Source organism: Bradyrhizobium sp. CB82 (genome assembly GCF_029714405.1).
Classification (GTDB): domain Bacteria; phylum Pseudomonadota; class Alphaproteobacteria; order Rhizobiales; family Xanthobacteraceae; genus Bradyrhizobium.
Map to the genome: position 1 here is coordinate 90,911 of NZ_CP121651.1, position 13,274 is coordinate 104,184.

8 protein-coding genes and 8 pseudogenes are annotated in these 13,274 nt (G+C 58.1%); 7 read left to right on the forward strand and 9 right to left on the reverse strand.

The features are described from left to right. Positions 1-230: 230 nt before the first annotated feature. The 3 genes and pseudogenes from QA640_RS44205 to groEL form a co-directional block, all read right to left on the reverse strand. Positions 231-607 (reverse strand): annotated as a pseudogene (locus tag QA640_RS44205) (nuclear transport factor 2 family protein). 64 nt (positions 608-671) lie between these two features. Next, positions 672-1,268 (reverse strand): cytochrome P460 family protein, encoded by a 597-nt coding sequence (locus tag QA640_RS44210; protein WP_283043604.1) that lies wholly within the window; start codon positions 1,266-1,268, stop codon positions 672-674. 724 nt (positions 1,269-1,992) lie between these two features. Next, positions 1,993-3,126, reverse strand: a pseudogene (gene groEL, locus QA640_RS44220) (chaperonin GroEL); the annotation flags it as partial. Positions 3,127-3,169: 43 nt separating this feature from the next. Between groEL and QA640_RS44225 the strand changes: the two are divergent. After that, complete coding sequence (locus QA640_RS44225) at positions 3,170-3,838, forward strand: hypothetical protein (protein ID WP_283043605.1); 669 nt, start codon at positions 3,170-3,172, stop codon at positions 3,836-3,838. A 212-nt stretch (positions 3,839-4,050) separates the two neighbouring features. Further along, positions 4,051-4,421: pseudogene (locus QA640_RS44230) on the forward strand (signal transduction histidine kinase). A 468-nt stretch (positions 4,422-4,889) separates the two neighbouring features. On the opposite strand, the pseudogene QA640_RS44235 reads toward QA640_RS44230, so the two are convergent. Further along, positions 4,890-5,566 (reverse strand): annotated as a pseudogene (locus QA640_RS44235) (Crp/Fnr family transcriptional regulator). Positions 5,567-5,870: 304 nt separating this feature from the next. Further along, positions 5,871-6,113 (reverse strand): hypothetical protein, encoded by a 243-nt coding sequence (locus QA640_RS44240; protein ID WP_283043606.1) that lies wholly within the window; start codon positions 6,111-6,113, stop codon positions 5,871-5,873. 215 nt (positions 6,114-6,328) lie between these two features. Between QA640_RS44240 and QA640_RS44245 the strand changes: the two genes are divergently transcribed. The 5 genes and pseudogenes from QA640_RS44245 to QA640_RS44265 all read left to right on the forward strand — a co-directional run bounded on the left by QA640_RS44245 (position 6,329) and on the right by QA640_RS44265 (position 8,831). Beyond that, positions 6,329-6,598, forward strand: coding sequence for a hypothetical protein (locus QA640_RS44245; protein ID WP_283043607.1), 270 nt, complete (start codon positions 6,329-6,331; stop codon positions 6,596-6,598). A gap of 140 nt (positions 6,599-6,738) precedes the next feature. Continuing rightward, entirely contained in the window at positions 6,739-6,906 is a 168-nt protein-coding gene (locus tag QA640_RS44250) for a hypothetical protein (protein WP_283043608.1), read from the forward strand. Between the two features lie 526 nt (positions 6,907-7,432). After that, complete coding sequence (locus QA640_RS44255) at positions 7,433-7,693, forward strand: DUF1488 domain-containing protein (protein ID WP_283043609.1); 261 nt, start codon at positions 7,433-7,435, stop codon at positions 7,691-7,693. Positions 7,694-7,873: 180 nt separating this feature from the next. Continuing rightward, a pseudogene (locus QA640_RS44260) lies at positions 7,874-8,391 on the forward strand (TCP-1/cpn60 chaperonin family protein); the annotation flags it as partial. A gap of 119 nt (positions 8,392-8,510) precedes the next feature. After that, complete coding sequence (locus QA640_RS44265) at positions 8,511-8,831, forward strand: hypothetical protein (protein WP_283043610.1); 321 nt, start codon at positions 8,511-8,513, stop codon at positions 8,829-8,831. Between the two features lie 687 nt (positions 8,832-9,518). On the opposite strand, the pseudogene QA640_RS44270 reads toward QA640_RS44265, so the two are convergent. From QA640_RS44270 to QA640_RS44285, 4 genes and pseudogenes are all read right to left on the reverse strand, one after another. Continuing rightward, positions 9,519-10,004: pseudogene (locus QA640_RS44270) on the reverse strand (IS630 family transposase); the annotation flags it as partial. A 76-nt stretch (positions 10,005-10,080) separates the two neighbouring features. Next, a pseudogene (gene ltrA, locus QA640_RS44275) lies at positions 10,081-11,339 on the reverse strand (group II intron reverse transcriptase/maturase). Between the two features lie 528 nt (positions 11,340-11,867). Further along, positions 11,868-12,333: pseudogene (locus QA640_RS44280) on the reverse strand (transposase); the annotation flags it as partial. Between the two features lie 304 nt (positions 12,334-12,637). Next, positions 12,638-13,054 (reverse strand): hypothetical protein, encoded by a 417-nt coding sequence (locus QA640_RS44285; RefSeq protein ID WP_283043611.1) that lies wholly within the window; start codon positions 13,052-13,054, stop codon positions 12,638-12,640. Between the last annotated feature and the right edge of the window lie 220 nt (positions 13,055-13,274).

A 13,274-nucleotide genomic window follows, 5' to 3' on the forward strand; every position in this document is an offset into this window, starting at 1 on the left:
TAGGAACACGCTCAGAGTTGAAGGATTGAACGTCTCGCAGCACCCGATCGCCCTTGAGCGGTTGCCTAAAGGTGTTTTGCAATAGCGCCGAGTGGGCCGCTATGTCGCGTTATGGTCACTCGATCATTTGGCCCGTTTTGCCGGATATCTGCTTATCACTGACAGCGGCGGAATAGCAGTGATCCCCAACTGCTGCTTGGGGCCATGAGCAGTCGCGAAGAAAAAGGTTTTTAGCTCACTCGTTCATCAAGATGGGCCGAGAGTGCAGGGTCAAACCGATCGGCGAAATATTGCGTTTCGTTGGCGACCAGTCCTTCGCGGAACTCCATGATGCTCACCGCGTATGATGGGATGCCGTCATAGCTAAGGACGAATTCAGTCACCCAGAGATGGCCGCTCCCGATAATTCGCCGGACCGTAAAACGCTTCTTGTTTGGCTGGACGAGCCGGCTCTCTTGAATGTTGTGCCGGCCGCAAATCCGCTCGCCGGATTGCGGATATTCAAGCACAGCGCCCTCGTGGTATATCTCGTGCTCGATCCGAAATCGCTCGCGTCCGAAGCATCCCAATGGCGCTCCAACGCTCGCCGCACAGTTCGATCATCCATCTCGATCTCCTCACCAACGTTTCCGGCTATGCAAGTGCCAGTAGCGGCGGTCAATGAGAAACGTCTAACGAACGCTAGATTTCCCGGGCTTCACGCGATGGGAGGTGTACTCCAGCGGGGGGCACGCGCGGTTCAGCGCTTCTGGTACGGGTGAAAGATGTGGTCCTTCGCCTTCACGGCCACATGGCACGCGTGTCCGCAGTCTGAGGACTGGGATCGGCCGTGAACTTGTCGGATACGGCTTCGTAGTTGAACAGCGCGTATCCCCATGCGCCGCTTTTCGGCTATTACTGTCTTTTTCGATGACGAAAGCCTGCGTGAAGACGTCTGGCACATCCACGACGAAGGGCGCCTCCGTGCTCTTCTTCGGTTTCCACGGAAGCTTCACGATCTTCGAGCCGTCCGGGAAGGGCTGGCCGTTGTCCGGAACGCCGGCCTTGTACGCCTCGATCATGATCGGATTGGCGACGATCACCTTGAGCACTTCATCGGTCCGGGCAGACGAGACCACCGCCCAGTCCTCGTATCCCTTGAAGTCAGAGAACGCGATCCCGCTCGGCGATTGGAGCGAGTACTTGTCCTGCGCGTAAACGGCCGCGCCTCCCAGGCCGGCGAGCACTACCGTGGCTATCGCAATCGTCAACTTGCTTTTGCGCTTCATGGCTGATCCTTTCTTGGCAAGCACAAGCGCTCTGGGCTATAATGCGATAGCCGTGCTCCAGTTGGCGCTGCTGCTTTTGCTCGACCGTCCCGTCCCCACTACAAAAGCCTCGGCCGGGGCTCTTCATGACCTAGCCGAATCTTTCCTCGAATCGGCAACATACTCAGCTCACGTCGGCGGCCTTAGCCCCGGAGACTCCAGCCATTGGTTGATGTGGGATGCCGTATAGGACCTGCTGCGCTTTCCGAAGAACTGCTTCGCGCAAGGCGCCAAGCGGAAGCAATTTGGCTTCCTGACGCAGGCGCTTCGCCTCGTTGGATAGTCGTTCTTCAAGAGATTGGACTTGTTTGAGGCGTTTCCGCTGCGGCGTTGCTCCCTGTTAGAGTGGGGCGGGAGCGCAAACCGGCGTTCTCAGTCACCGATAAAAGCCACGGTCCGGGCGGTGATGGGAACAGCAGATTCCATTTCGGTTCGGGAGTCGATCGGCCAGCTGAAAACGCTGCGAGGAAACGTTCCTGCGCTTGCGGCGGGAACGCGCGCGGCCTCGGTCGCTGGTCGAGCTAGCGGGAATGTGGTGATGGCTGACCCCACGCTAGGGCTCCAAGAAATAGCGAGCAGGCGGGCCTCAACTTACGCGCCCTTTCTTTTGAGCAGATAGTCGTTCTGCCTCTTGGAAATCGGTCCATCCTTTCCTTGTCCGCCGTTCGGCCATGAGCGGGTTGACTTAGAAATCCATACCACCCATGCCTCCCATGCCGCCGCCACCCGCAGGCACGCCGCCGCCTGCGTTCCTCTTGGGCACCTCGGCGACCATGGCTTCCGTGGTGATCAAGAGCGCCGCGACCGAGGCAGCGTTCTGGATCGCTACGCGAACCACCTTGGTCGGGTCGATGATGATGTCCTTGGCGACGAGGTTGCCGTACTCGCCGGTCTGCGAGTCGAAGCCGTAGGAGTACTGCTCCTTTTCCAGGATCTTGCCGACGATGACCGAGCCGTCTTCACCGGCGTTGATCGCGATCTGGCGGGCCGGCGCAGATAGCGCCTTGCGCACGATATCGACGCCGGTCTTCTGGACATCGTTCTTGGTGCGGATGCCCTTGAGCTGCTCGGAGGCACGCAGCAAGGCGACGCCGCCGCCCGGAACGATGCCTTCCTCGACAGCCGCGCGGGTCGCATGCATCGCGTCATCCACGCGATCCTTGCGCTCCTTCACCTCGACCTCGGTCGCGCCGCCAACGCGGATCACCGCGACGCCGCCTGCAAGCTTGGCAAGACGCTCCTGGAGCTTCTCGCGGTCGTAGTCCGAGGTGGTCTCCTCGATCTGCGCCTTGATCTGGGCCACGCGCGCCTCGATGTCGGCCTTCTTGCCGGCGCCGTTGACGATCGTGGTGTTTTCCTTGTCGATCATCACCTTCCTGGCGCGACCGAGCATGTTGAGCGTGACGTTCTCGAGCTTGATGCCGAGATCTTCCGAGATCGCCTGGCCGCCGGTCAGGATCGCGATGTCCTGCAGCATGGCCTTGCGACGATCGCCGAAGCCCGGAGCCTTGACGGCCGCGACCTTCAGGCCGCCGCGCAGACGGTTCACGACGAGGGTGGCGAGCGCCTCGCCTTCGACGTCCTCGGCGACGATGACCAGCGGCTTGCCGGACTGCACCACGGCCTCGAGCAGCGGCAGCAATTCGTTCAGCGAGGAGAGTTTCTTCTCGTTGATCAGGATATAGGCGTCTTCCATTTCAGCGCGCATCTTGTCGGCGTTGGTGACGAAGTAGGGCGAGATGTAGCCGCGGTCGAACTGCATGCCCTCGACGACCTCGAGTTCGGTCTCGAGCGATCTGGCTTCTTCAACAGTGATGACGGTGCCACTCAGCGTTGCGGACGACACTGCTTCGATTGCAAACTTGATTGACGTCGGCGATACGCGGACGGCGCGGGAGCCATTTTCTTTGCGCGTCACGCTGAAATACAGCTCCGCGCCGACGCCGCAATTGAAGTCCACGGGACGGTGCACGCCTTTTGCTCGAATTGCTATCCTTTTCTTGGCCAATCGAGTCAATCTCATTTACCATCCCGCCGCCAATACGATTGGATCGACAGAACAAAAGCTCGGCATGCGAACCAACGCCGAGCCGCGATTGCGGTGTTTCTGTCTGTCAGCATCATCGATGAGACCGTGCCTGAGGGACTGCTTGTTCTGGTCGGTCGCTGTTCGAGCGCTTGCTTCTTCGCGGCAAATTGCTGCCGACGCCATCGCTCGCAACTACGATGCGGTCGAAGAAGGTAGTGAATTGCTTCTGATTGCAATCCGCTGCAGCGGCTCTTTTGCCCAGCCGGCTGGGGGCGAACGCGAAGCCTATTTGCGCGCGCTTTTGATAATCTTATTTATTTATTCCTGGGCTCGTTATTCAGCCGTTGGATCCCCATATCCAGGTCTATCCTGCCCAATCATCAGACTGGCCGGGATGCGCGGAGACTTCAAACGAAAGGGCTCTGCATATGTTCAAATGTCAGCAGCATCATGCAAGAGCAACCGCGCCCGGCGAACTCGTCAAGGGTTCGACCAGCGCTGAGGAAAGCCGTAAGTTCAAGACTTGGAGGGCCGACTTCATCTTGTTGACGGAGCACAGGTCCAAGAATGAAGTCGGTTGCAACAAGATGCCTTTAACAAAGGATACACCTAGCGATGCGAGATCGGCCGCTGCCGCTCTGTCGCGGTGGGAAAACGAGGGAGGCTCAGTCCAGGACGAACTGCCGATGTGAGTAAACGCGGAAGGGACTCATGATGTCACTTACACAATTTATCGTCGATGACGGCCCCATAGCATGGACGGGCTACGGCTTTTTGCCCGGGATGGAACTGAACGCGTCGAAGCGTTCATAGGGCCGCAAAGTGATGGACGTCTGGGCCGAATCTGCTGAGCACCATGGTGGACGGCAAAGTCTGCTCCGCGACCAATACAATGCGCTTGGGAAGCTGAACCTTGCGGCGGTCCAACGGATTGTGAGCGCAAAATACCAGCGGGGAGCCGCGTTCAGCCGGCAACATCCTTCTATCGAGGTTCTGTTCTCGACATTACGGAAAGCGGCGAGGCTTTAGATCTAAGTGAGCTCGTGCGAGAGGTTTTGCCGCCGGCATTTCATAGACTGACTTGAGAGCTGCACCACGAGCATGCGGCGAAAAACGTCGCCGAACAGGCTCCGTCGTGATCGCCCCGTCAAGGAGGAGAGTACGACTATTCGATTTCGCCGCCCCCGAAGGAGCGTCAGCTACAGGCTGCGTTTTGCGGGAGTAGCCGACATGGTCGAGCGTAGGAGGGAAGGCGGAGGGACCGACCTTCATTCGGACGCGAGATTCCCATTTTCCCTGAATAGTCAACGGATCACCGGTAGTATCGACACCTTGGTGTTGAGTTTCATATTCACCGGCAGCGTCAACGTTGCAGGCGGATCGCCGGTGCTGAGGCCATTACGAAAATGATCTACTATCTGGACGAAAGAGCCTAGCCCGTCATTCGCTTGGACCAGCAAGGACAAACTGGCGGCTTGTCCAGTTCGCCCTAATGCGCGCTATTCAAGTGATGTCACGCGTTTGGCCCGCTGCCCGGTTTGCCCGCGCGGTGGTCAGTCCTTCCAGTCTATCTCGGGTTTGTCGCGCAGAACCGCGTTCAGGAGCGAGCTATGAACCTCGATCTTTCCATTGTAGCAGATGAAGCCAAGCTTGCGGAACTTATTCATGAGAAGCTAACCCGTGATCGGGTCGCACCAATCATTTCGGCCAGCGTTTCCTGGCTGATATTGACGCCAATGGGCTGCGAGCTGGCCTCCTTGCCGAAATTTGCCAGCAGAAGCAACAGACGCGCCAAGCGTTTCTCGCTCGAATTGAAGAGTTGGTCGATCAGGTCTTCTTCAATCCGGCTATTGCGCGCGAGCAAATACGCCATGAACAATTGAGAGAACTTCGGCTTACCTTCGAGCGCGGCAATCATCGCTGTCTTCGATATTCTCGTGATGACACAAGCCTCCATTGCCGTAGTAGTAGCAATACGCAATGGATGACCATTGAGGCAGCCCTCGCCAAAGAATTGTCCCGGTTCTAGAATCCCGACGACGGCTTCCTTGCCTTGGTCCGAAACGACCGTAAGCTTGATCTTTCCCTCCCGAATGTAAAATACCGCGTCCGCGACATCTCCTTGCGCGAACACGTTCTGACCTTTGCCAAATTTAGAAATCGATTTTCCGGCCCCGACCTTGGCAAGGAAGGCTCTTGGATCAAACAAGTCCTTCGCCGCTTTCACCAAGGCAGGACTCTCGTTCGCTGGACCTTAAAACGCTGTCATACTACCACAGTTTGAACGGATGTTCACCTGTTGGAAGACGCGTGGCGTGGGGCAAATTGGGAACTGAAATGACAGGAGGAAGCGTTCCGTGGGCTTCACGGATTTCGGCCTCCTCGGAGTTCTTCGTTCAAAAGTCGATACTACGAATTTCGATGCATGACCATCTAGCGACGACTGTCTGGTCCGCCTTGCAGCGCCCCCTCGACGGCGCGAGATGAAGACATGTCGAGAGGGTGGACAGATTTCCGCCTCGCGACTTGCCTGACTATCCGCGCAGCTCCACAGCTTTCTTGCTACCAAGCGATTCGGCACAAGCTTTTGCGACGGCAGAGTTTGGCTCAGTGCTTCCCGGCATCGTGGCCCAACCACCTTTTTCGACGAACTTGCTCTGGTCCCATGCATAGGTCGCCTTCTTCATTTCGACCAAGTTCGCCGACGCATCAGCGGCTTGTCGAAACTTCTCAACGCAGATGGGCGTGAGAGCTGCGACGAGATGCCGATAAAACAACAGCCTCGCCTCGGCGCCTCAGCTAGCGAGAAGAAGTTTCCTTGGAAGAGTTCGTGGACGGCGCGATACCCGGCCGGCCGTGGCAACAGCGATACGAGAGAGAAGGCGCATTTCATCCGCCACGGGCAAGAAAGCGGTGGCTATAGCGGCGGAAGGAGCGCATGCTGCTCCGCGGGCAGCGCCGGCGCTGGCGTCTTTGCGAAAGGCGGGCGCGCATGACCATCCGTTCTCGACGTGAAGTCGTCACCTTCAAACATCCTTTCCGAATCAGGGGTATCGATCGCCTGTTGCCAGCTGGCGCCTACGAGGTCGTCACCGATGAGGAGGCGATCGAGAGCCTTTCGTTCGTGGCGTTCCGCCGCATTGCCACCATGATCAAGGTGCCGACGGAGGGCTCGCGCGGGTTGGCGATGGAGGTGGTCCCGATCGGCCCGGTCGATTTGTCGGACGCGCAGCGCATCGACGCAGGCATATCCGATGGTTGATGAACCGCTAGATCTCGACAGCCATTGGGAAAACTGCCCCCGGCTGGTTTCAGCCATTTTGGAATTCAACGAACCGCCTTGCGCAACTTGAGTTGATCGCGGGCCGCCAGCCAGTTATGAAGGACCTCACGAAGGAAACAATGGATTTCGCCGCCGCGCGGCACCTCGCGGATGGCTTCAACTTCCGCGCCCACACTCCGCATAAGATCGCCCACGAGCTGCTGCGCTGGGATCGGGAATTCAAAGACGCCGATTACACGGAGCTCGTTGCGGCTGTGACGCTTTGGCAAAGTAGCTCGCGCGACTAGGCAAGGGCGACGAAAGTGGATTGCAGCCATGAGCACAAGCCCGCCACCCTTTTTGGATGGAGCGCAGGTACACGCGACGGTCGCGCTTTGTGAAAGCATTTCACCAACTGCGATCGGTCGGACACTCAGCCCGTTAGTCATTTCCACCGCGCCAACTAGCTGTTTGGTCGATGCGATAAGGATGACTACCGCTGAATTACCATTGCAGCAACGATCAACAGCCCGAAAAAGATCGGCAGCAAGACCGGAGGAACGAGCCACTCACGAACACCGAATCTATCGATATTGGACATTGGGACTGCCTTTTGAAAACGGTGGGAGCGCAACACTCTCAGTCACCGATAACAGCCAGGGACGTGCGGTGATACGGGGAATATGATGACGCTCCGCCGAATCACGAGGGTGGTCGTAACTTAATTGTCGTGGGCAGGTTGTAATCCGATTCCAGAGTAGCCATTTACGGCTTAGCGCAGCCGGGCCGCTTTCAGCATCTCTTCCCGTTGCGTAAACTTGATCGGATCCAAGCATGATCGAGTTTCCAAATTATAGTCGTTCATATGACCGAACGCGGCATGCGGTGCGTTTTTGGGGATACGATAGCGCGTTGGAGGCATCGTTTTTCATAGAGGAAGACGCCCTGAGGCGACTTCAACCGGACGCTCGCCCCAATGAATCGGGTTTCCTGAACGCCTTCGATTCCAATCGTGATGTGATATGTGCCGCCGCTGCCCGGGCGTACGTCCGCGGCAGCAGGGGTTCTTACGATCTGGTCGCAGCTAATTTTTGAAACGAAGACTCACGTCCGCCAAGAAGAAGGCCGCGTAAGCGCCAGCCAGTTTTCCTTGCCCCGGGGATTCGGCCTAGCCGGGTTCTCGAATGATGAGGCCCGCAATTTAAATCTCATCTCTCAAGGGACTCGCAAGTTGCGCGGTCTTTGGGATCTGACCAGTTGAAAACGGAGATCACTATGTCAGCCAAAGAAGTCAAATTCGGCGTCGATGCGCGCGACCGCATGTTGCGCGGCGTCGAAATTCTCAACAACGCGGTAAAGGTGACGCTCGGTCCGAAGGGCCGCAACGTGGTGCTCGATAAGTCGTTCGGCGCTCCCCGCATCACCAAGGACGGCGTCACCGTCGCCAAGGAAATCGAGCTCGAGGAGAAGTTCGAGAACATGGGCGCACAGATGGTGCGCGAAGTCGCCTCCAAGTCCGCTGACGCGGCCGGCGATGGCACCACCACCGCGACCGTGCTCGCGGCTGCGATCGTGAAGGAAGGCGCCAAGGCCGTTGCCGCCGGCATGAACCCGATGGACTTGAAGCAAGGTATCGACCTCGCGGTCGACGCCGTGGTTGCGGACCTCGTGAAGAACACCAGGTCACCTCGAACGACGAGATCGCCCAGGTCGGCACCATCTCCGCCAACGGCGACGCCGAGATCGGCAAATTCGTCTCCGACGCCATGAAGAAGGTCGGCAACGAGGGCTTGCGCCCGACGAGATTCCTTCATGTCCCGTCGCCTGCGGCAGGAAGACCACGACGTCTGAGAGCGTAAGTGATAATTTCATACAGAAAGATCGATCAAGGTCGACCCAGCGAGGTGAGACAATGGGCAAATTCAAGATAAGGGTCGCGCGCATTGAGATGATTTCGCCGAACGAACGAGGCGAGGACATCCGTTTGACGTTTCAATTCGAAAGCCATCAGACCAGTTTTGCCTTGCCAATCTTCCTGAACTCTTGCGAATTCGACGACACCGAAATCGTCAAGGTCGCTCGAAGCAAGTTATATGACGTCTTCTGGCAGCTTTGCAGTCAGTGCGAGGATTGGCAGTTGTCGGACGAGGAGCGTCGCGAGCTCGCAAAGATCAACGTGCGGCCAGTAACAGTCTTCAACAAAGCCCAGCTGCCGTCGTTGAACTCGAAATGAGCTATTGTTTGTCACCGCGACGTGGGATCGCGAGCTGACCCGCATGCACGGGAGCGCGCCATGACTATTGCCGGTGAGCGGCATTGCTGTTGTGACCATCGCTTGCGCCGCCCCTGGCCCAGGGCAATTGAGCGGAACTTCCGCTTCTGTAACGGGCCATATGTCAATCCGTCATTTCACTTGCGAGATATCCGTTCGCCGGGGTCGTGCTTCTGTACGGGGTCGGCCGGTAGCCGAGAAAGCTTCCAAGGCAGTGAGCCTCTACCGAGCCCACGGCAAAAGCTCAACGCCCACGAAACACGCGGTGGCCGACCAGGGCTCACACCAACATGGCCCTGCAAAACGACCACGTGCATCACGCTCGGATGACGGCGATGTTGGCGTCGGCGCTCCAGTCCCAGGCGGCAAAGCATATCGCCGGACGCGGGCCTGACTTGCGATCTGCAACGCTCGATCAATCCTCACGGTGGCCTCACCGCCAATGTAATGCGTTAACAGGAACAGGGTTACGAAATCGCCCTGTCCTCAGCGCAATAGCTTAGCACTTCCAAAGCTTTAGGACCAATCGGGATCGAATTAGTCGTTGAAGAGAGCACAAGCACAACACTGGGCTCATTTTTTTGCCGCTACAGCGCGGGGGTGCCGCCTGCCTTTTTGGCACCGTCATAGTGTCTAAGCGTGATGGCATTAAGTTCGATAGCCTGAATTTTTGAGGTAGTTGGCGCATTCCTCAGGAGTGAAGGCATCGAGTGCATGGCCGATTGCGGCGCAGACCGCGTCGACGGTTCGCGCCGCGGCTTTGCGGAGCAGGTGCTTGAGCTTGGCAAAGACCTGTTCGATCGGGTTCAGGTCGGGCGAGTATTTTGGCAGGAAGAATAGCTTGGCGCCGACGGAGCGGATGAGTTGGCGAACTGCTTTGCTCCTGTGGCTGCCGAGGTTATCCAAGACGACGATATCGCCGGGTCGAAGGACGGGCAGAAGGACCTTCTCGACATAGGTGCGAAAGCTCGCGCCATCGATCGGCCCTTCGATGAACCATGGCGCATCGATCCGGTCATGACGCAGGGCCGCCAGGAAAGTCATGGTCTTCCAGCGGCCGTGGGGAACCTTGGCGTGAAGTCTGCTCCCGCGCGGCGCCCATCCTCGCAAGGGCGCCATATCGGTCCTGGTCCAGGGGTGAGTAGGCCGGAGGATTTCCCCCGGCCTCTCGCAGAACGGTGCGTGAGCCTCTCGGTTTACACCGCTCCCATCAGGTGAACGTGGTCGTTCCGAACAACTGCCAGTGTACGAACAGCTCCGCATTATTCCGAGCCAGCTTTCGCAAGAACAGCGAAGCACCGGTTTTGTGGAGCCGGAACCGCTTGTACTTTCGCATGATCCACGCCCTCAGCTTCTGATTGACGTAGTCGACCAGAGAGAACAGCGCCGAACGACTGAACCGTCCGTAATAACCTATCCACCCCCGGAGGAGCGGATTGATTTGTTGGGCGATCTCAGCCAGCGTCCCCGGCGTTTGCCGTGGAATGTGCAAGCTTCGGATCGTCGCTCGCATGGCCTTCAAGCTGTCGGACTGACCGCCGGGGTGTATCCACAGAAGAACTCCTTCCGCTGTGACGTTGCCACCTGCCGCGGCCTGAACTGATATCCGAGGAAGTCAAACTTGATCCTCGGATACCTTCGCCGACGCCTGTTGTCCTTGCAGTAAACGATCTGCGTCTTCGTCGGATGCATCTGAAGTCCGCACACTTCCAGCCTCGCTCCAAGCTCTGCCTTAAAGGCCTCCGCTTCTTGCTCGGTCCGGCAGTGCACCAGTCCGTCGTCGGCATACCGACACCAAGGAAGGTCGGGATGTGTCCGCGCCATCCAGAGATCAAACGTATAATGCAGGAACAGATTGGCCAGCATTGGGCTGATCACGCTCCCTTGCGGGGTTCCGCGGATCCGCTCAACGAGCTTCCCGTCCTTTTCCATTGATGCCGTCAGCCATCTTTCGATGTAGAGCAGCGCCCATTTGCATTTCACGTGTCTCCGGACCGCCTTCAGCAGAAGATCATGCGGGAGATTGTCAAACAGTCCTTTGATGTCGAACTCCAGGACCCAATCATATTTCCAGCACCGCTGACGCGTGACGCCCACGGCGTCCAGAGCCGATTTTCCCGGCCTGTAACCGTAAGAGTCCGGCAGGAAGATGGATTCCAGTTCCGGCTCAATCATCTGTTTGACCACCATCTGCGCGATCCGATCGCTGATAGTGGGCACACCTAAAGTCCTTTCGCCGCCCGTCTTCTTTGGAATGGAGACGGCGAGCACCGGAGGTGGAAAGTACGTCCCCGACGACATCCGATTCCAGATCTTGTAGAGGTTCCCTGCAAGGTCTTTCTCGAACATCTCGAAGGTCTGTCCGTCCACTCCAGCCGCTCCGCGATTGGATTTGACCGCCTTGTACGCTTCGTACACTCGCCGCTTCTCAATTGAGAACGGCTTGTTTATCGCACTGTTCGAAGTCATCCTGTTTCCAGTTGGTCCAAGAGTACGACTACCTGACCCGATCCCTTTGCTCCGTCCCCATTACAGGGCCCTCAACGCTACTACGGATCGGTCCGCCCCAGTCTCTTGCATCGGTACTCTCGCCTCGCGGTTGGCACCGCTTGCGCTTCTCCCTTGGCATCAAGAGCCTGGTTCCTGCAGTTCCACGCGAAAGCCTGTGTCCGACTCACGCCCCCTCTACGCCGGTCGCCGCCCGCCCAGTCGTCAGGCATCTGGCGGACTTGTCCCAGGATGACGAGACGGTCCTGGTTTTGACGACGCTTGGATTCATAACGACGCGTCTTCGGAGGGTTCACTTTCGTTCGTCTTTCGGACACTCACCTGCTCGGTATATTCCGAACTTCTGATCCGACGCTCACCACCACAGCTCTTTACCGCAGCAGCTCGGATTGGTTTGAGACCCGCCCCTGAAAGCTGATCTCGGGGGGCCGGCCCCCATCTCTCACGCAGCTTCACCATCGGTCTTAGTTCATGTTGAACTCCTTCCGCTGTCTGCAGCACACTCTCGTCAATGAAGACCAGCCGCTCAGCTTCGACGCGTCCTTGATATTTTGTCCACTGGGCTCGCCGCCGCGCGACCTCGAGTCGATCGCGTTCGTCAGCCGCCACGCTTTTTTTTGAAGCTGAGCTTCTCGGCATGCACGAAGTCCCACACCGAGTGGTAGTCCACCTTCAGACCACGTCCGGCAAGCTCGGCAACGAGCCCACGTATGGTGAAATCGCCGTTCTTGATCCGTTGCGACAGCCAAACCGCGTGATCTCCCGAAACCGCCTTCGGCTTGTGACCGCCCATTTGGCCAGGCTCGACGCTACCGGTCTCCTCGACCCGCTGCATCCAGCCGATCGCCGTGCTGATCGCGACCCCAAACTGCTTGGCGGCCTGGTTGCGGGACATCCCGCCCTCGATCGCGGCTACGACACGCTTGCGAAGATCCAGAGAATAAGGTTTGCCCATCCATGCTGGCCTCCTTCCAGCCAGCATGGTGAATCAGAAACACACTGATTTGGGAATCCCAAAGCGATTCAACCTAACCCCATCCCGCTTTAGGAGTCCCTCGGTACCTGGCTTTCTCAGGTCCCGCCAGCAAAGGACATCAGCGAAGGAAAGCTCGTCTGCGGCGGCGCGCAGCCATTCCCGATAGAGCTTGCCTGTACAGGATCACCTTTGCGTCTCTCGTTTGCCTGTGATGGCGCCTGCTGACGCCGACTCTGCTCTTGGTCCGACTGCGCCAGATTGCGCCACTACGTCTCGATGCGCGTCACGCCAGCTCTGCCAGCATTCGGCATGAAATAGCATGGCCGTTGACCGGAAACGCCTCCAGGCGGCCAGCAAAACGTCGGCACTGATTGCAACGATCCGAAAACCAAGTAGGAGGCAACAGCGTGTGCTGCTTTGCAGGTTCCTGCGATAATGGCGGTGGTTCACCATCTTTGGCATGGACGTCGAGACCAGCCATGCGCAGTACCGCAACCTTGACCGCACTGGGATCATCGCGATGACTTGCGGAGAGCTGGCCGACCTTGATCAGTCGATTGATATCATCGCCGGACAGATCGACGGTGAAGACACAGCCGCCGTTCTGGCGCCGCTGTCGATGTCTCTGTACCCGCTGGACGTTCTGCCGCTTCCGTTTGGCGATGCGCTCGTCGAGCTGCTCGTTCGGTGTCGCGTCCATATCAGTCACCGGATCGCATCTTCCGCACCAAGCCGATCATGAGGCGCAGATATGTGGCCGGGTCGTCTTGGCAGACTTGTCGGAGCGCCCGCCGACCATGCCGCTTCCAGGCCACGAACAGGTCGTCGATGTAGAGTTCTCGCAGAGCATCGCGCGGTGGTCTGCCAGGACCACCAATCCAGCCTTTTAGAAAACGACCGTGGCTATCGCGCAGCACTCG